Source organism: Bacteroides mediterraneensis (assembly GCF_025993685.1).
In the GTDB taxonomy this organism is placed as follows: domain Bacteria; phylum Bacteroidota; class Bacteroidia; order Bacteroidales; family Bacteroidaceae; genus Phocaeicola; species Phocaeicola mediterraneensis_A.
In genome coordinates, this window is sequence record NZ_DAJPEN010000001.1 from 921267 (window position 1) to 940541 (window position 19275).

At 44.6% G+C, this 19275-nt stretch carries 19 protein-coding genes; 11 read left to right on the forward strand and 8 right to left on the reverse strand.

Translation table 11 applies throughout. The features are described from left to right. Positions 1–14: 14 nt before the first annotated feature. The 7 genes from OIM59_RS03610 to OIM59_RS03640 all read left to right on the forward strand — a co-directional run bounded on the left by OIM59_RS03610 (position 15) and on the right by OIM59_RS03640 (position 6248). Complete coding sequence (locus OIM59_RS03610) at positions 15–1655, forward strand: LuxR family transcriptional regulator (protein WP_303895115.1); 1641 nt, start codon at positions 15–17, stop codon at positions 1653–1655. Positions 1656–1959: 304 nt separating this feature from the next. Next, complete coding sequence (locus OIM59_RS03615; protein WP_303895118.1) at positions 1960–2931, forward strand: energy transducer TonB; 972 nt, start codon at positions 1960–1962, stop codon at positions 2929–2931. A gap of 18 nt (positions 2932–2949) precedes the next feature. Next, the gene (locus tag OIM59_RS03620; RefSeq protein WP_299173704.1) at positions 2950–3378 is read left to right on the forward strand and encodes a lanthionine synthetase LanC family protein; all 429 of its coding nucleotides are present in this window, start codon (positions 2950–2952) and stop codon (positions 3376–3378) included. 1 nt (position 3379) lies between these two features. After that, entirely contained in the window at positions 3380–4228 is an 849-nt protein-coding gene (locus tag OIM59_RS03625) for a hypothetical protein (RefSeq protein ID WP_299173701.1), read from the forward strand. 140 nt (positions 4229–4368) lie between these two features. Then, positions 4369–5319: a TonB family protein gene (locus OIM59_RS03630; RefSeq protein ID WP_299173698.1), complete on the forward strand. Its 951-nt coding sequence runs from the start codon at positions 4369–4371 to the stop codon at positions 5317–5319. A 99-nt stretch (positions 5320–5418) separates the two neighbouring features. Beyond that, positions 5419–5577 carry a hypothetical protein gene (locus OIM59_RS03635; RefSeq protein WP_299173695.1) on the forward strand — a complete coding sequence of 53 codons (159 nt, stop codon included), beginning with the start codon at positions 5419–5421 and terminating at the stop codon, positions 5575–5577. 17 nt (positions 5578–5594) lie between these two features. Next, positions 5595–6248: a M48 family metallopeptidase gene (locus OIM59_RS03640; protein WP_139255716.1), complete on the forward strand. Its 654-nt coding sequence runs from the start codon at positions 5595–5597 to the stop codon at positions 6246–6248. Positions 6249–6480: 232 nt separating this feature from the next. Here OIM59_RS03640 and OIM59_RS03645 read toward each other — a convergent pair whose 3' ends face one another. Continuing rightward, positions 6481–7134 carry a DUF1349 domain-containing protein gene (locus OIM59_RS03645; RefSeq protein ID WP_299173690.1) on the reverse strand — a complete coding sequence of 218 codons (654 nt, stop codon included), beginning with the start codon at positions 7132–7134 and terminating at the stop codon, positions 6481–6483. 137 nt (positions 7135–7271) lie between these two features. Between OIM59_RS03645 and OIM59_RS03650 the strand changes: the two genes are divergently transcribed. Further along, on the forward strand, positions 7272–8036 hold the full coding sequence (locus OIM59_RS03650; RefSeq protein WP_299173688.1) for a response regulator transcription factor: 765 nt from the start codon (positions 7272–7274) through the stop codon (positions 8034–8036). Between the two features lie 41 nt (positions 8037–8077). Further along, a complete protein-coding gene (locus OIM59_RS03655; protein ID WP_299173685.1) occupies positions 8078–9856 on the forward strand; it encodes a glycoside hydrolase domain-containing protein in 1779 nt (592 codons plus the stop codon). 76 nt (positions 9857–9932) lie between these two features. On the opposite strand, the gene OIM59_RS03660 is transcribed toward OIM59_RS03655, so the two are convergent. Both OIM59_RS03660 and OIM59_RS03665 read right to left on the reverse strand, forming a co-directional pair. Beyond that, positions 9933–10529: an OmpH family outer membrane protein gene (locus tag OIM59_RS03660; protein WP_072541993.1), complete on the reverse strand. Its 597-nt coding sequence runs from the start codon at positions 10527–10529 to the stop codon at positions 9933–9935. A 39-nt stretch (positions 10530–10568) separates the two neighbouring features. Beyond that, a complete protein-coding gene (locus OIM59_RS03665; RefSeq protein ID WP_177864532.1) occupies positions 10569–10799 on the reverse strand; it encodes a hypothetical protein in 231 nt (76 codons plus the stop codon). 147 nt (positions 10800–10946) lie between these two features. Here OIM59_RS03665 and OIM59_RS03670 point away from each other — a divergent pair, with 147 nt between their 5' ends. Continuing rightward, positions 10947–12404, forward strand: a complete 1458-nt coding sequence (locus tag OIM59_RS03670; protein WP_299173675.1) for an aminoacyl-histidine dipeptidase — start codon at positions 10947–10949, stop codon at positions 12402–12404. Further along, positions 12401–13420: an endonuclease/exonuclease/phosphatase family protein gene (locus tag OIM59_RS03675; RefSeq protein WP_299173672.1), complete on the forward strand. Its 1020-nt coding sequence runs from the start codon at positions 12401–12403 to the stop codon at positions 13418–13420. The genes OIM59_RS03670 and OIM59_RS03675 overlap by 4 nt, the downstream gene beginning before the upstream one ends. A 152-nt stretch (positions 13421–13572) precedes the next feature. Here the strand turns inward: OIM59_RS03675 and OIM59_RS03680 are convergent, their stop codons facing one another. The 5 genes from OIM59_RS03680 to OIM59_RS03700 form a co-directional block, all read right to left on the reverse strand. Then, positions 13573–15084: an IS1182 family transposase gene (locus OIM59_RS03680; RefSeq protein WP_303895133.1), complete on the reverse strand. Its 1512-nt coding sequence runs from the start codon at positions 15082–15084 to the stop codon at positions 13573–13575. A 155-nt stretch (positions 15085–15239) separates the two neighbouring features. Next, positions 15240–16595, reverse strand: coding sequence for a dipeptidase (locus OIM59_RS03685; protein WP_299167689.1), 1356 nt, complete (start codon positions 16593–16595; stop codon positions 15240–15242). A gap of 11 nt (positions 16596–16606) precedes the next feature. Beyond that, on the reverse strand, positions 16607–17686 hold the full coding sequence (gene aroC / locus OIM59_RS03690; RefSeq protein WP_299167687.1) for a chorismate synthase: 1080 nt from the start codon (positions 17684–17686) through the stop codon (positions 16607–16609). A gap of 27 nt (positions 17687–17713) precedes the next feature. Continuing rightward, the gene (locus OIM59_RS03695) at positions 17714–18643 is read right to left on the reverse strand and encodes a YgcG family protein (RefSeq protein WP_299167685.1); all 930 of its coding nucleotides are present in this window, start codon (positions 18641–18643) and stop codon (positions 17714–17716) included. Between the two features lie 15 nt (positions 18644–18658). After that, positions 18659–19240, reverse strand: coding sequence for a LemA family protein (locus tag OIM59_RS03700; protein WP_299167683.1), 582 nt, complete (start codon positions 19238–19240; stop codon positions 18659–18661). Between the last annotated feature and the right edge of the window lie 35 nt (positions 19241–19275).

Here is a 19275-nt window from a genome sequence, read left to right on the forward strand (position 1 = left end):
AAAATAATATGAATATGAAACTGAATCACTATATGGGTGTAATAGCATGTATTTCATTGTTATTACTTGGTTCTTGTAATTCTGAATATTCGGAGAGTAGAAATTTTGATGATATAATTTTTCAGATAGAAAATGATCCACAATCCTATTTGTTAAGGTTAGATACGATAAACATGAATTGCGTAAAGAATAAAAGAGATGCGGTTCATTTTATATTAGCTGCAATCACACTCAGTTATACGGATAATAATTATTATCCACCAAAGAGTGTGTTGGAAAGGTGCATTCAGATTTTTAAGAAAGAAAAAATGATTCAGCCATACCTTGAAACTTTATATCTTCTTGCGGAAACCTATAAAAAAGAAAATGATATAACAAAAGAAGTCCATACCATAGAAACCGCAATAAATATTGCTAGACAAGAATATGACCAAGAATGGCTTTTCTATCTTTACAGCTATCTCGGTGAAATGTATATCAGGCAATTTAATACCTTGAATTTTATTAAATACCAGACTCTTGCCAATCAATGCATAAAGGATGTAAATTTTCAAGATATGAGTATATCAACTCAAATACAAGTTGCCAAAAGCTTTCTATATTTAGATCGATATAAAGTCTCATATGAAAAATTGAATGAAATAGAAAAACATCTTGGTAAGAAGAATATATTTTTAAGTGAAATAAAACGTTTGCAGGGAATTGCCTTATACAAAATGCAACATTGGGATGCTTGCATAGAAAAGCTGAAAGAAGCTGTAGTTGAGGAAACATCCATTGAACATAAATTCACATGTTTCGCAATTTTGACATATTGTTATTATCGTAAAAAGGACTTGTTAAATGCAGAAAAATATAAGTTTCTGGCGATAGAGAATAGTATAAATGGAGGAAATGCCTTTGCGGAAATAGAATTTTATACGTTGTGTGCAGAGTTTGCTCGGTTAAATCATGATGCAGGCGAACAAATAAAATGCCTTAACAAGCTAAAGGAGAAATATGAAATGGCATTTGATTGCCTGAATGGAGAATCATTGGATAAGGCGATACAGGCCTATACGAATATTTGTGAGAAACAAACTATTCATAGACAGATAGCCATTTATAAATACATTCTGGTAGGACTTCTTGTAGTATTATGCGTATCTTTGGTGATATATATACAGCTCCGGAAAAAGCAAGTTTATAAGATTCTCGCTTTGCAACAGCAGATTAATTCTTTGGATAACCTTAGAAATGTAAAAAATGAAGTCAAAGAGTTTATTTTGCGTGATTTTGAGATAGCAAAGAAGATAGCAATTTTGCGCTCAACACAGCAAGTGCAGAGTGCAAGATTTCTTAAAGATTTGGAAAAGTATCATATAATAGATGAGAATTATTTGCTAGGTACACAGTGGGAACAGTTTTATAATCATATAGATCTATCTTTTGATGGGTTCTATTCAAAACTTATTCAGAAATATCCTATGCTGAATGACAAAGAAGTCCAGTTGTGTTGCATGCTTGTTTCTGGATTCAAGACAGAAGAGATTGCTGCCATTTGGATGAATAGTGTCTTTTCAGTACATAAGTACAAAACTAATATTAGAAAAAAAATTGGTATTCCTGAAGGTGGAGATATTGTCTTGTTTTTAGTTGAAAAACTAGACTTATAATTGCTTTGTCTTATATTACAAGCATTTATACTGTATAGTATCTGATAATCAGATATATACAAATCTATATTACAAGCTTATTTCTATGGATTACCAATGGTTTAATGGATAGTTTGCCTTAATTTCGCATCAAACAAGTATCTGTAGTCTGATGGTATTATTGCCCTGGATTTTATGAAATAGATACAAGGAGACTATAAAATATCTGGCAGTACTACAACAGTAAAAAAATAATGATTTCTTAAGCAAATATGGAAACAATGGTATGGTATTGAATATATGTTAACATTTAGAATTGTATATTATGAAAAGACTTGCATTATTATCGTTGCTGTCATTCTGTTTTATGGCAGTATTTAGTTTTCCTGTAGATACAGCAAAGGTGAACCGTACATTCGCTTTAATGGTAAAGTCGGGATATACGGCAGAGACGCAACGTGAATTCTTCGATGCTTTTCCTATAACCTGGCATGAACTCTGGCTTACTTATGGTAATATCCCTTCGTTTGATAATCTTAAATCAAGTTTCAGGAAACACATGTACGAAGGTTTGTATAAATTAGACAAGATACCCGACAGCTTGTTTTACGACAGGCTGATAACTCTTTGCATTGGCGGTAGTGAAGTAGTAGATGATATAGGAGGTAATCTTCATCATCTTATAAAAAAGAAACTTGAAGAAAACCCTGAGTTGATGATGGAACGTCTCAGCAAGAAATACTATACGGCATATTTCCCTTTCTGGTATTCCTTTTTCAACAGTCTGCTATGTACTGATGAGAATGTGGAAATATACAGGAAATTAGAAAATTATGAATTAATGTTCAAGGAAAAATATCCGGTTATAATGAACTATATGGAGCAGGCATTTATACTTTCCAATGGTAAGGCCATATTTGAAGACAATCGTTTTCCTTTATACTATAAATCACATAAACCTGAAGAAGTGAAGATGCAGATTCAACGGGAGGACGGAGTATATTTTGTGGCGGAACAGTTTCCGGAATATCCCGGTGGAGTAAACGGAATGTTGGATTTTATAAAAGAGAATTTCAAGTTGCCTGAATCATACTCTTGTAAAAAAGTCTTTATAACCGTAAAGGTGGTAATAGACACAGACGGCAATATCAAATCATCCACAATAGATAAAAGTTATGATGAAACAGCGGACAAAGAGGCCCTTAGGGTGGTATCACTAATGCCCCGCTGGAAAGCTGCGATAGACAAGGGAAAGAACGTTCCCTGCTTGTTTACAATCCCTTTCAGATATAAGTGACAAGAAGAATTCAATAAGATGGAAATAAATGAAGCCTTGATAAAGAAAGCGGCAGAGCATGTAATGCTTAACTCATGCTCTGTCAGTTCAAGCGGTTTGTTTAATGGTAAAGCAGGTATGTCCTTGGCATTGTTTGAGGTAGCCCGATTTCTGGAAGATGAGTATATCGAAGATCAGGCATTACAGACATTACAGGAATCACTGCTCACAAAGACAAATGATCCGGGTTTTGAAAACGGTCTTTCCGGTATAGGTTATGTCCTGCTTTATCTCACCAAAAATAAACTGGTGGAGGCCGATTTTGATGAATTGTTTGGAGATAAATTGCAGTTTATCTATGAACATGCCGATAAATTATGTGATGATTTCATCACCAATGTAACATTGCCAATGTGTGATATGAAAATAATTTATTTTCTTGATATTCACAATAAATGTGTAGACTAATATGAAAGCTTTAAAAACTACATTGTGTGTACTATTTTTGTTTACAACGACATTAATGGCACAAAACCCTTTTACCGTAAAATCCAATGTAATCATTGATTTTAACATTTCTCATGATGGGAAAATGATGGTTTATAAACAATTGTCGTCCGATGCTACCTCTACTGTTTTCATTAAAGACTTAGAAACAGGAAGAGTCACTCCTATTTATAAGAACAGTCTTAAAGACTATAGTGAGTTTGACGCTTCCTCTGGAGTGGATTTTCTGTCAGACAATGTTATTGTTTTCGGTAAAGAAAAAAACATGGTTTCATTCAATCTTACAGATAAGAAATATAAGAATCTTTTCAGATTGCCTGACGATGTCATTTTTTCTGTTAAAGCATCTGCTGATGGTAAAAGAGTATATTTCAGTTCGGATGAAACAATGTACTCTTCTCCAACTGAGCGTAGCTCTATTACAAAAACCAATGAAAAGAGAGGTATAATAATATCAATTGATATCGATCCTAAAGGGAATGCTTATTATACAATATGTAAAAAGGCCAGTAATGATAAATTTCATATCTTATGTTATGATGGTCTGAATAAGGAAGAAGACATCACATATAAATTTGATAATATTGTGACCGACCCATATTTGATAGAAAGTACTCCTAATAAAGATTGTTTTATTGTTGCTGGAAAGAATGGAGTATTTAAGGTTGATTTAACCAACTCCAAGTCAGTAAAATTAATCACCAATAAGGGAGAGAATCGTTTAAACAAAATGCGTTTATCACCGGATGGTAAGACTCTTTATTATCAAACAATAAAAGATAAGAATAAAATTATTACCTTAAGTCTATGATTCCCTAATAAGGAGTTATGCATTTTACTCTTTTATAATAGCTTGTAATAAAAAAGAAACTTAACAAAAGAACACAAACTGTAAAGTGAGTGAAATAAGAAATAGATGTAAATTATAAACCTTAAATGACTATGTAGTTTATGAAAAAACAACTTTTAATTACTGCTCTTTTCTTCTCATTTATTTCGGTTTCGGCCCAACAGAAGAAATATTCCCAGGAAGCAATTGACCTGAATGATAGAGCCACGGAAATTATGTTGCGGAATCTTTCAAATAAAGACTCAATAGCGGAGGCGTTGAACTTGTTAGATAAAGCCATCGCTTTGGATCAATCTTATATTACAGCTTATGGAAATAAAGTAAATTTATTATTGTCTGAAGAAGAATATGATCAAGCTATAAAGACCCTTGACGAGGCGATAAAATACAATCCGGAACAACATGGATTCTATCTTTTGAAAGCTAAAGCACTGGAAGAACAAGGACAGTCGGAAGAAGCTCTGGCTTTTTATAAAAAAGCATTGGAAACGTGTGAAATTCAGATGAAAAAGAATCCTGCCGTTGGTTCTTTTCTCGACAGCTATTTCCTGAAATATTGTATTTATGGAATAGACACACCGGCCAGTGAGGTTATATCCGCTATACCGACTTCATTCACAGATGAACAAAGGAAGTCAATCACAGTATTCCTTGATGCGGTTGGTTCCTTCAAAAAATATAAGGATGTATTTATAAAGAACGGTAGTCGGCCATTGAACCAGAAAAAACCTTCTATGCCGCAAAAGCGGGAGGACGGAGTTTACTACGTGGTTGACGAACTGGCAGAATATCCGGGAGGACACGATGCAATGATTGAGTTCGTCAGTAGAAATTTCAGAAAACCAGCCAATAGCAAACCGGGTACTGTTTTGGTGAACTTCGTAGTGGAAGCCGATGGTACTATACGTGATGCCGAAATAATGAAAAGTTTGGGCAAGGAAATCGATGACGAGGCATTGCGAGTGGTAAACATGATGCCAAAATGGAAGCCGGCAAAAGTTGGTGGAAGGGTCGTAGCCATGGTATATAACATTCCTTTTATTGTAAAATAATTTGTAGTAAATAACCGGTATTATGGACGACAATTTGGAACCGGCGGTCTGATGGGATTGATACTGACTCTGGGATTCTGCATATTTATAGTTTAAGATATGAATACTACAAACATTAAATTATGGTTTGAAATGGCGAAAAAAGACGCTGTTTTTTATAGAAGATCAACCTTTGTTTCAAAGTTAGGGAGAAAAATAGAAAAAGATTCTTATTATGGAAAAAATAATAGTGTCATAGCAGAAGTTATAAAAAGATAAATTGCATAAAAAGAAATATGAAAAATATATTGATTTCATTTTGCTTTATAATGTTTTCTATTGGAATACATGGGCAAAACTTTAGTTCGGACGACCTATCGCTACTGAAGAAAACTCCTGAAGTATCTTCATTGTACAATTCTGCATTACATTACGTGCTTCTTTATGAGAACGATGTGGATTCCTTGACAAAAGCTCTCACTTATATTGACAGAGCAATAGTCATTAATCCGAATATATCATACTCTTATTTATGGAAAGGTGAGATATTGTTTCGTATAGGGAAAAAAGAAGAATCATTGAACTTGTTTTCTTCATTATGCGAAAAAGAATCCTGCACTTACCACACGTTATTTTTGACAGGTATGCTGTATGAAAAGACAGGTTTCCCTCAAAAAGCCCTTGAATATTATGACCGCGCATTGGATAAGAACGCAAAATTATTGAAATCAGCTGCATGCAACTTGAAAGATTTCATGTCTAATCTTGTCATACGTTATTTCATAGATGGTAAGATGATGGATATGGATGAAGTAAAATCTTTATTACCAGACCACTTGAAAAGTACAAATGATAAAATAATACAAACAGAAGTGGATAATTTATATAAAAATTTCGATAAGGATAATTATATAAATAACCTGTGGAATCATAATATTATGGAATATTAATGAGGAGGTAAAAAGCTAACCTAAAAAATAAGGACAAAAATTTAGAGGTAAATTTTGTTTTTTGTCTAAATATCAGTATTTTAGCGTAAAAGCAGATTATAAGATGAAAGAGTCATTGTATATTCGGAAAGATTTCAAAGGCCAATTATATATGTAGGGATTGTGATAAAAGATTCCGTCATAAATGATAAAAGAGGTTGCTTCAACTGGGAATGCAACCTCTTTTCATTTCTTATTCCGCATTCTTTTTCAACCATTCTTGTCGGCGGAGGTCAGGCAGGTGCTTTACCTTGAAATTCTCAAAGGTGGCATTGAAGCCGTTTCCGTCCGGGCTGGCAGCCATGAGACCTACCATGACAGGGACGTGGTCCTGCAACCAGGCGTTGCGCATCATGACATATTCCTTGTCGTCGAAGGAATAGAAGATTTCCACGGCATCCAACCGTCTGACAGCCTTGATCCATACGTAAGGTACCGGCTTGTCCAGTGTGATGACGCTCCAGTCGGAAGTCTTGTGGGTGACGACCGTGCTCAGGTTGAACTTGCCGTCCACAAACTCGATGCCTGTCTTGATGTAGTTTTCATGGTCAATGCGCAGCATCAGTCCGGCCTGGTCGAAACGGGTCTTGTAATCGCCGGTCACTTTTACCTTGACTTCAAACTCTCCTCCGTAAGTGGTGTAATAGAACGGAGCGTCGTCCACGGTAAAGCCATAGTGTGAAATCCGCCAGTAGTCACTCTGCGGGGTGACAAACATGGTCAGGGCTTGATTTTCAATTTTCCATTGTTCAGGTTCGTTGAACCATTGCATTTTTTCCAGTGTCTGGGCCATTCCGGATTGAAGTGATGCACCGAGTGCCAGGCCCAGGATTAGTTGTTTTTTCATATCGGATGAAATTAATTCAGGTTTCTAAATAGGTAAAAAGTTTCCCGAGTCATTTGTCGGTAATCATTTTTCCTCGTTATCTTTGCAAATGTAGCGCGTGGGCAACGAATACACAATGATGATTAATAACCATTTTCATGAATATAGTAGATGAATTGAACAGCCGTTTTTTGACGCAAAGTCTGGCTTCAAAGGATGGCGGGCTATCGGCGGCGGAGCTGGATAAATACAAAAAGATTGCTTCTGGTTATGCGGAAATGGAAAATGCGGTGGCCGTGTTGAGCGACATGCATGCCAATGTCAGCTATGTGTATTATGGGCAGTTTTCCAAGACGTTGGGTTGGAGGTGTATGCCTGCCGCTGAAAACCGGATTGATTCGATTTGGGAGGATGGAATTTTGAAGCTGATGCATCCGGACGATTTGCATGAGAAATATTTGCAGGAACTCCGCTTTTTCCATTTTGTCAGGCGTCAGCCGAAGATGAAGCGGGCCGATTTTTATCTGGCCAGCAAGCTGCGTATGAAGGACGGGGCAGGCAACTATCAGTTTGTTCTGCATCGGTTGTTTTATGTGTCTTCTCCTGTGACGAACGGGTTGTGGCTGGCTTTGTGCGTGTACACACCTTGGTTCCCGATGTTTGCGGGAAAGAGTGTGGTGGTCAATTCGGTGACGGGCGAGGTGATGGAACTTGGCCGCCGGAATGACTCACAGATTCTGTCTTACCGGGAAACACAGATTCTCCGGCTCATTGCCAAGGGTATGATGAGTAAGGATATTGCCCTCTTGCTTTCCATCAGTATCAATACGGTGAGCCGACACAGGCAGGAAATCCTGCGGAAGCTTCAGGTGAAGAGTTCCATAGAGGCCTGCCGGGTGGCAAGGGAACTAGGGATTATATGACGTGGTATTATGAAGTAAACATTGAACCTAAATAATAAGAAATGAAAAAAATGTTGATTTTATCGGCGCTGCTTGCATGTGGGCCGGTCTGCTTTTCACAGCAGGTAGAGAAATTCCCTTTGGGAGATTATGAGGAACTGACGGACACGAAGCCTCACGATGGGGTGGAAGTGTGGAACAAGATGACGGCTCCGGTCCGTTTCTGCTGGGGGACGACGGATGTGCGTTATAGAAAGCTGAATGTGCCGGATGTGAAGGAGACCGGTATGCTTCGGTTGAAGGCGTGGAAAGGAGAACGAGTGAATGCGCAGGCGGTGTTGTGGACGCAGAAAGACTTGGAAGGAGCGGAGATGGCTGTCAGTGAACTGAAGAGTGGCTCTTCTGTGATTCCTTCTTCGGCAGTGAATACATATTTTGTGCGTTACGTGATGACTGATGAGCTGAACAAGGACGGAAGTGGGGGATGTGGTCCGCGTGAAAATAAAGCGGAGTGGGATTCTTCGATGGTGGCCGATGTGCTCGACATCGTACGGGTGCGGGAAGTGAAGGCGCGCACCACGCAGCCGGTGTGGCTGAACGTCTGGGTACCGGCAGAGGCACGTCCTGGAAAGTATAAAGGTACGCTGATTGTTTCCGGGAAGAATTTCGAGGCGATGAAACTGCCGTTTGAGATTGAAGTGGTGAACCGCACGTTACCAGAACCGCAGAAATGGGCTTTCCATCTGGATTTGTGGCAGAATCCGTATGCGGTGGCGCGTTATTATCAGGTGCCGTTGTGGAGCAAGGCGCATTTTGATGCTATGCGTCCCATCATGAAGATGCTGGCCAATGCGGGGCAGCGGGCCATCACTGCCAGCATCATGCACAAGCCATGGGCCGGACAGACGGAGGATGCGTATGACAGCATGATTTTCCGGATGAAGAAGTTGGACGGCACGTGGGTGTACGATTATACGGTGTTCGATAAGTGGGTGGAGTTCATGATGAACGAGGTCGGCATCAAGGATTTGATCAGTTGCTACACGATGATTCCGTGGGCGTTGAGCTTCGATTATTTTGACCAGGCGACGAACCGGGTGCAGTTTATCAAGGCGGCACCGGGGGATGAGGCTTACGCGGAATACTGGGGTACGTTTCTGAAAGATTTTTCCCGTCACCTGCGTGAAAAAGGATGGTTTGAAAAGACGGCCATCTCCATGGATGAGCGTCCGATGGAAGCTATGCAGGAGGCCATCAAGGTGATTAAGGAGGCTGATCCGGAATTCAAGATTACGCTGGCCGGAAATTACCATGAAGAGATTCAGGGCGATTTGTATTACCTTAGTATACCTTACGGGAATCAGTTTCCGGCAGAAGTGAAAGCGGAGCGCGAGCGCAAGGGACAAATCAGTACGGTGTACACGTGTTGTACGGAGGCGTTCCCGAATACCTTTACGTTTTCCGCACCGGCTGAAGCGGCATGGACAGCGTTACATGCTGTGGCAGGTGGATATGACGGGTATCTGCGTTGGGCCGTGAACAGCTGGCCGATGGATCCGTTGCGCGACTCTCGTTTCCGTACATGGGCAGCTGGGGATACTTACAGCATCTATCCGGGTCCGCGTAGCAGTATCCGTTTTGAACGGCTGGTAGAGGGTTTGCAGGATTGCGAGAAAATCTACATGTTGCGGAAGGAACTGAAAGCCAAGGGGGCTACTGGAAAGCTGAAGAAACTGAATGACAAACTGTCGGAGTTTACGCCGGAAGGTTGGATAAAGACGAACAAGAAATCGCCTGCCTTGATGGTGAAAGAAATGAATTCATTACTGAATGAGATGTAATCAAAGGCGATGAGTTGCAATAAAAAAAGTCCGGTCGGAATGGCCGGACTTTTTAGTATGATAAAACGGTAAGAAATTATTTCTTGGTGCTCGGATTGTAGCGTGCGTTCAAGCCGTCTACGATTTCCTGTGTGATATCCAGTGATTTGTCGGCATATAGCAGGTTGTCCAACTGGGTGTTGCTGATAATCAGGCTGTAGCCTTTCTTCTGGTTGTATACTTTCAAGAATGAATTGATGGAGTCGCGGAGCTGCAGGCTGTTCTTCTGGTTTTCTGCCTGAAGGTCAGCGTAAAGCTTTTCCTGCAACTGCTGCAAGTCGCGCTGTTTCTGCAACAGACGGGCATTTTCCTGCTCTGCACGTTCACGGCTGGCGAATCCGTTGTTTTCCAATTTACGCTGGAATTCTCTCATTTCCCCGTCCAGTTCTTTTGCTTTTTCGTTCAAAGTGGTACGGATGTTTTCTTCTTTCTGAATCATCAGTTCGTTCAAATCGTTCCAAAAGCGGTATTTTGTCAGCAGGGAGTCTACTTCTACATAGGCAATTTTCATATTGGTACCTGCTACTGCCGGAGCAGACGCTTCAGTGGAAGTTCCTTTCTTTTCTGTACATTGTGCGAACAGGAATACTACGGCAAGTGCCAGGAGTCCTTTCAAAACATTCGTTTTTTTCATAATGATATCGATAATCGTTTTTAGTTAATTATTAGCCTTTTATTCAGCATCAGCTTGGGCTGACTGCCTCTCCGGAATGGCATGGGGATTGAGGTGCTGGGCGGCACGGTCCTGCGACTGTACACATCCGATTCCTCTTTTACGCATGGCCTTGCTTCCGCTCACATGGGTGTTGGGGAAGCGTCCGTTTTTCTTGAAAAGTATCTTTACTGATAATAGCGCTATGCAGATAGCAACTATTAACAAAGTTATCAGAAGAGTCTTGAGCATTTCTATTAATTTTGTGGTGCAAAGATATAGTTTTTGTCACGATTCCTTAGGGTTTTGTCTTTAAAAAAGCCTTTTATGGAGGGAAAAATCGTGGATTTAACTTTTGTTTGCATACAATTTTTAATCGTTATAATAGATAATACTTTTATGGAAAAGAAAGATTTACAACCGACATCGGTATTTCATTATTTTGAGGAAATCTGTCGTGTGCCGCGTCCTTCTAAGAAAGAAGAGAAGATTCGGAAGTATCTGGTGGATTTTGCCCAGGCGCAGGGGCTGGTACACAAGGTGGATGAAGCTGGCAATGTGCTGATATGCAAACCGGCTACGGCGGGTATGGAGCATCTGAAGAAGGTGGTGCTGCAGTCGCACATGGATATGGTGTGTGAGAAGAACAACCAGACCGTGCATAATTTTGAGACGGACCCGATTGAAACATATATCGACGGGGAATGGTTGAGAGCGAAAGGTACTACGCTGGGAGCGGATAATGGCATCGGAATGGCTACGGAGTTGGCGGTGCTGGCTGCAAACGACATTCAACACGGCCCGCTGGAATGCTTGTTTACCGTGGACGAGGAAACTGGACTGACCGGGGCTTTTGCCTTGAAGGAGGGCTTCATGAGTGGTGATATCCTGATTAACTTGGATTCGGAAGATGAAGGGGAACTGTTTATCGGGTGTGCCGGAGGAGCCGGTACTACGGCTGAATTCCCTTGTCCGATGACAGCGGCTCCGGAAGGTTATTTCTTCTTCCGGGTGACTATAAAAGGACTGACGGGCGGTCATTCTGGGGATGACATCAACAAAAACCGGGCGAATGCCAATAAGTTGCTCGACCGTTTTCTGGTTATCCTGATGAAGCAGTATGACTTGCATCTGGCCCTGATTGACGGAGGGAACTTGCACAATGCTATTCCGCGTGAGGCGCATGCCGTATGTGCGGTGCCGATGGCCGACAAGGAAAATGTACGGGTAGCCCTGAATATGTTCCTGGCCGATGTGGAAAATGAGTTCTCTGTAACGGAACCGAATCTGGTCATGGAACTGGAATCGGAAACGCCTTGTGCGGAAGTGATGGAAAAAGGAGCAATGGAGCGCTTCCTGCTTTCATTGTATGCCGTGCATCACGGAGTATATGCCATGAGCCAGGACATTGAGGGACTGGTGGAAACTTCTTCCAACTTGGCTTCGATGAAAATGCGTGATGGAAAAATTGTCGTAGTGACCAGCCAGCGTAGTTCCATTCTGTCTTCTCGCGAGGATATGTCGCAGATGGTACGTGCAGCTTTTGAGCTGGGTGGGGCGACTTGCGTCACTGGGGACGGTTATCCGGGCTGGAAACCGAATCCGTCGTCTGCTATCCTGAAGGTAGCGGTGGAAAGCTACAAGCGTCTGTTTGGAGTGGAACCGAAAGTGAAGGCTATCCATGCCGGACTGGAATGTGGCTTGTTCCTGGAGAAATACCCGTCGTTGGACATGGTTTCTTTCGGACCGACGTTGCGCGGTGTACATTCACCGGACGAACGTATGTTGATTCCTACGGTAGATAAGTTCTGGCGTCACCTGCTGGATGTGTTGGCTCATATTCCGGCTCGTGTATGAGAAAAATGATTTATAGTTTGCTGGGGATGGTGTGTGGCTTGTGGGCCACACCGCTCCTGGCACAGCATTCGTTTCGGGTGATGGAGTACAACGTGGAGAACTTGTTTGACTGCCGTCACGATTCGTTGAAGCAGGATACAGAGTTTCTTCCAGGGAGTGTACGGAATTGGACATATTCTCGTTTTCAGGACAAGCTGGATAAGATTGGAAAGGTGATTTTGGCGGCGGGGAAAGAACAGGTGCCCGATTTGGTCGGTTTGTGTGAAGTAGAGAATGATTTCTGTCTGAAAAGTCTGACCCGTTATTCCTCTCTTCGGGAGGCGGGGTATAAATATGTGATGACTTCTTCGCCCGATGAGCGTGGCATTGATGTGGCGCTGCTGTATCAGCCTGCCTCATTCCGTCTGCTGATATCACAGAAAATACGTATTCCGTCGGATTCGTTGGGTATGCGGCCTACCCGGGATATCCTGTATGCTTCGGGGCGTGTGGTCAGCGGGGACACCTTGGATGTGTTTGTGTGTCATCTTCCCTCGCGTGTGGGAGGAGCGGAGAAGACGGACCCATATCGTTTGTGGGTAGCCCGTAGAATCCGTCAGGCAGCCGACTCGGTCATGGCCAAAAGACAGAATCCTCGTCTTATTATCATGGGTGATTTTAATGATTATCCAGATGGAAAGTCTTTGCAGGAAGGTCTGCGGGTTTCCGCTTTGTCGGATGAACCGGATGTGCGTGCATTGTATAATCTGATGGAAAACCAGCCGGAGGGTACCTACCGTTATAAAGGTGAATGGGGGGTACTTGATCAGATGGTGGTGAACGGAGGTTTGCTGCAGCCCGATGTCCGTACCCGGACTTCAAAGGAAAAGGCTGCCATCCTGCGTTTCCCTTTCTTGTTGGAAGAAGACAATGTGTATGGAGGGGAGATGCCTTTCCGTACGTATAAAGGAAGACGGTATCATGGAGGATACAGCGACCATCTTCCGGTGCTGCTGGAACTGACGGTGGAGGAATGAAAGGAAAAGAGGCCGTCTCAAAATGAATTGAGATGGCCTCTGTCGTTTCATCTCAGATTGAAGTTGTTTGGATTTTCCTCAAAAAAGGAGTATCCAAGTTTCCTCCTGCAAATTTCATCATTTTAAACCGTTTTCCCCCCGTCAGAAGCCTCCTAAGAGGCTACTTTTGCAAGATTATGTGCTATGGCCAGCAGGCCAAATTCAATTTCCACCTTTTTCAGCCCACGGAGATGGAACCTCTTGAAGTGCTTGTTGTTCTTGAGGTTTCCAAATACGGCTTCCACATCCTGTGGCCGCTGGCTCCGGTATTTAAGACCTTCCGCAGAGAGGAGTTTCTCACGTTCCCTTTCCTTGATTTTTCTCAGCCGATGATTCACTTGCACAATCCTTTCCGACCGGCTTCTGTGACACCGGCATCTTAACGGGCAGCCCTTGCAGTTCCGTGCCCTGTACCTTGAGATGGTCTGTACAAAACCGTTGTCTGTCGTCCGCTTTACATCGGAGAGTCTTTCCATCCTCTGTCCCATCGGACAGTACATGCCGTCGGTTTCTTCATTATAATAGAAGTTGGCAGACAGGAACGGGTCATTCCTGAAGCTCCTTTTCTGTTCCTTGTGGAAATAGTTGTACTTTATGAAGGTTTCGATGCCGTGCCTGAAGGCGTACAGGTAGTTCTCCTCACTTCCGTACCCGGCGTCACAGACGGACACGTCAGGATATCTGCCGTACAGGGAATGGAAGTCTTCCATGTGCAGGGGATAGGTGGAGGTGTCACCGGCACACTGGTGGAGGGTATAGTTCAGGATGAACTGTCCGTTGGTACTGACCTGCGGGTTGTATCCGGGCTTGAGCTGCCCGTTCCTCATGTGGTCCTCCTTCATCCGCATGAACGTGGCGTCGGGGTCTGTCTTGGAGTAGCTGTTGCGCCCGTCGAGAATCTTTCCCTGGGATTCGTATTTCTTCAGCTGTTCGGGCCATGCCTTCCTCACGCGCCGGACCTTGGCCTTCACTTTCCGGTCCGCATCCGTTCCCTCCAGAGCTTCATGTATCTGTTCCAGCGCCCTTTCCACCTTCTCGGGGGTGATGTCCTGGTAAGTGACGGGAGCGGAGTCGCGCAGCTCCTGCTTGGTGACGGACTCGGCGTACCGCCATATCTCCTCAAGCTGTTCCGCAATTCTGGAGATGCGGGTGTGGATGGACTTGCCCCAGACGAACGTATAACGGTTGGCGTTCGCCTCCATCTTCGTCCCGTCGGTGCAGGCCACGTCCAGACTTACAAAGCCCTCCGCCACGAGGAACTTCACGATGGTGGCGAAGACGGTCTTGAGTACATCCTTCAGCCGGCTGCTGCGAAAACGGTTGATGGTGTTGTGGTCAGGCGTCCTGGTACCGGTCAGCCACATGAAGCGGATGTCATTGCGGCAGAACTCCTCAATGCGGCGGCTGGAATAGATATTGCGCAGATAGGCATATACCAGAATCTGCAGCATCATGCGGGGATGGTAGGCCGGACAGCCTTTGACGGAGTACTTGCGGTAAAGTTCTTCCAGGCTGATCTGTTCAATGATACGGTGAACAACCCGGACCGGATCGTTCTGGGGAATAAAATCGCCTAAACACGGAGGTAAAAGCAGATTATCGTTGGAGGTATAGTTTTTAAACATTATCTTTGGGATATATTGCTTGATTCCCTAAGGTACGAAAAATTAGGGAGACGGGCAAGTCCTGACTGAGCGAAGTTTGGGCTTGCCCGATTTTTTTTGCAGACACAAAAAAGGCCATCTCAAATTATATTTCATTTTGAGACGGCCTCTTTGGTTTATTTATATTGTAAGTGGAACTCCACTACGGCTTCTATTCCTTTCCTGAAAATATCGAGCGAGAAATTTTCATTCGGGGAATGGATGGCATCGCTTTCCAGTCCGAATCCCATCAGGATGGTTTTGATACCAAGTATCTGTTCGAAGTCGCTGATGATAGGGATGCTTCCTCCACGGCGAACGGCCAGAGGTTTCTTGCCGAAAGCTTTCTCAAACCCTTTTTCGGCTGCCTGATAGGCCGGATGGTGGATGGGGCAGACATATCCTTCACCACCATGCAAGGGAGTGACTTTTACTTGTACATAGTCGGGGGCCTGCTGGGTGAGGTAGTCTACAAACAATTGGGAAATCTTTTCATGCTGCTGGTGGGGAACCAGACGGCTGGATACTTTGGCGTAGGCTTTGGAGGGCAAGACCGTTTTGGAGCCTTCACCGGTGTATCCTCCCCAGATACCGCAGACATCGAATGACGGGCGGCAGCTGTTGCGTTCCAGTGTAGAATAGCCTTTTTCGCCTTTCAGGGCTTTCACGCCGATGGCTTCCATGTATTTCTTTTCGTCGAACGGAATTTGGGCAATCATCTCGCGTTCGGCAGCCGGCACTTCTTCCACATCGTCATAGAAATGGGGGACGGTAATGCGACCGTCTGCATCGATAACTTTGGACAGTAAGTCGCAGAGCACGTTGATGGGGTTAGCTACGGCTCCACCGAAATGTCCGGAGTGGAGATCACGGTTCGGGCCGGTCACTTCGATTTCCCAATAAGCCAGGCCTCTCAGTCCGGTGGTGAGGGAGGGAAGGTCTGCGCCCAGCATGCTGGTATCGGACACCAGAATGACATCGGCTTTCAGCAGTTCCTTGTGGGCTTTCAGGAAGGCATTCAGGCTGGGAGAACCGATTTCTTCTTCTCCTTCAAAGATGAATTTTACATTATGGTGAAGCAGGCCTTCGCGTACGAGGTATTCGAAGGCTTTGACTTGAATCATCGACTGCCCTTTATCGTCGTCGGCTCCGCGGGCCCAGATATGTCCGTCGCGTATTTCCGGTTCGAAAGGCGGGTTTTTCCACAGTTCCAGCGGTTCGGCCGGCATCACGTCATAATGTGCATATACCAGTACGGTGGGGGCATCGGGGCTGACACGTTTTTCGGCATAGACCAGCGGATGTCCATCGGAGGGCATCACCATGGCCTCGTCGGCTCCTGCTTCGAGCAGCAATTGGCGCCAGCGTTCGGCACAGGCCAGCATGTCTTCCTTGTGTGCGGGCAGTGCACTGATGCTGGGGATACGGATGAGGCTGAACAGTTCGTCGAGGAACCGGGCTTCGTTTGCTTGTATGTATTGTTTGATTTCCATGCGGTTTTTATTTATAAATGGGTTGTCTTGTTAAGCAAATAATAATCGAGGATGGTCATGGCTGCCATGGCTTCTACAATGGGTACTGCACGAGGCAGGACGCAGGGGTCGTGACGGCCACGTGCCTTTAAAATGGTTTCATTGCCGTGGATGTCGACCGTGGGCTGTTCCATCAGTACGGTAGCTACCGGCTTGAATGCAACCCGGAAATAAATGTCTTGTCCGTTACTGATGCCTCCCTGGATACCTCCGGAGCGGTTGGTGCGGAAAGCAATCTTGTCGTTCTCGCGGTAGAAGATATCGTTCTGCTGGCTGCCTTTCATCTCCATGTGTCCAAAACCTTGTCCGTATTCAAAGCCTTTGACGGCATTGATGCTGAGCATGGCATTGCCCAAAGCGGCATGAAGCTTGCCGAAGACCGGCTGTCCCAGTCCGATAGGGCATCCCTGAATGACACAGCTGATGACCCCGCCGATGGTATCACCTTCCCCTTTGGTCTGGTAGATGTAATTGGCCATTTGCTTGGCCAGTTCCTGGTCGGGGCAGCGTACGGGATTGTTTTCGATGGTACTCAGGTCATACTTGGTATAATCTTTGTCGAGCTTGAAAGTGCCTACCTGTGAGGTGAAGGCAGTGATGCGGATGCCCAACTGCTTCAGGGCCAACTTGGCGAGGGCGCCTCCTACTACGCGGGCGATGGTTTCACGGGCAGAGGAACGTCCGCCTCCCCGATGGTCGCGTATACCATATTTCTGCGTGTAGGTGAAATCAGCATGTGAAGGACGGAATACCTCTTTCATGTTGTCATAGTCGTTGGAATGTTGGTTGGTGTTCCATACGACAAATCCAATGGGACAGCCCGTAGATACACCTTCATAGATTCCGGAAAGGAATTCTACCTCATCGGCCTCTTTCCGGGCGGTTGTGATGGAAGATTGGCCAGGTCGGCGGCGGGCCAGTTCCTGTTGCACAAACTCCATGTCGATGGCAATGCCTGCGGGAAATCCGTCGATGACACCGCCTATGGCTTTTCCGTGTGACTCACCGAAGCTGGTGAGACGGAAGATATTTCCAAAAGTGTTGTTGTACATGGTTGTATAGTATAATTGTGATTGTCTTTAGAATTTGCTTCCGGCACCTCCTCCGCCAAAGCTCCCTCCTCCGAAACTTCCGCCACCGAAGCCACCTCCAAAGCCTCCGCCTCTTCCGAAGCCTCCGCCAAAGAACGGTCCTCCCAGGAAAGGGCCTCCGTTTCCGCCCCGGTGGTGGAAATCATCGTCATTGACTTTCCGCTGGGTGCGGCGCACATGGCCGCAATGGCTGCAGAGGTAGGTGACTTCTTCGGTACGCACGCCTCCTACACGGGAAATCGTACGTACGGAAACCTGTTTCAGGGTATGCTTGTGACAGTTGGGGCATTTGTTTCGTTGGCGTACCGAATGCCAGAGTAGGGCAGGAACCAGAATGAAACAGCATCCCAGCACAATGAAGAGCAGGAGATTGTCGGATTCTCCCTCGGGAGGGGTGGGGGAACCGGAACTCTTGTCCAGTATCTGGCGTATGGCCTGGACTCCTGCTACCATACCGGCATCCCAGTTGCCTTTGCTCAGGTAAGGATTCATGTAGCGGGTCTGGATACGTTTGCAAATGGCATCGGGAAGGATGCCTTCCAGACCATATCCGGTGGCAAACTGGATGCACCGTTCTTCGGTGACCAGCAAGATGACCAGTCCGTTGTCCTTGTTTTTCTGACCGACTCCGTTTTTCTCACCCAATTGGTAAGCGAAGTCAAAGCAGTCGCCTCCTTCTATCTGGCGGACTGCCACGACCAATGTTTGGATGCCGGTTTTCTGCTCCAAGGCAAAAAGGGTGGTATCCATGGCGGCTACGGCAGCCTCACTTAACACACCGTCGGGATTACTTACATACCGTGCACGGTTTTGCAAGTGTACCATGGGAATGTCTTCCACCTTGTATCCTTCTGCTTGTAAATGGCAGAAAAATGCAGTCAGTAAAAAGAACAGTCCAAGTGAAAAATAACGTTTCATGAGGAAGTCCGCGGTTTAGAACTTTACTTCCGGGGCTTTCTCACTGCCTTCTTCTGCTTCGAAATAAGGACGCTTCTCAAATCCGAACAGGCCGGCTACGATGTTTTTCGGGAAACGGCGGATGCTCGTGTTATATTCGCGGGCCGTTTCGTTGAATTTCCGGCGTTCCACACTGATGCGGTTTTCGGTTCCTTCCAATTGAGCTTGCAGCTCCTTGAAGTTTTCATTGGCTTTTAGCTCCGGATAGTTTTCTGTCACGGCAAGCAGGCGGCTCAACGCACTGCCTACGGCGCCTTGTGCTTTTTGATAGGCTTCAATCTTTTCCGGAGTGAGGTCGTCAATGTCGATGGTCATCTGGGTAGCTTTGGCTCTGGCAGACACTACGGCATCGAAAGTTTCCTTTTCATGGGCGGCATAACCTTTGACGGTATTGACCAGGTTTGGAATCAAGTCGGAACGACGCTGGTACTGGTTTTCCACGTTACTCCATGCAGTGCCTACGGTTTCTTCTTGAGTAACCAAAGAATTATACGAACTGACGCAGTAAATTACTAACACAGCGACTACTGCGATGAGAATAATCCATGTTTTTTTCATACGTGTTATTTATGTTTTATGATTAGTTTCAGTGG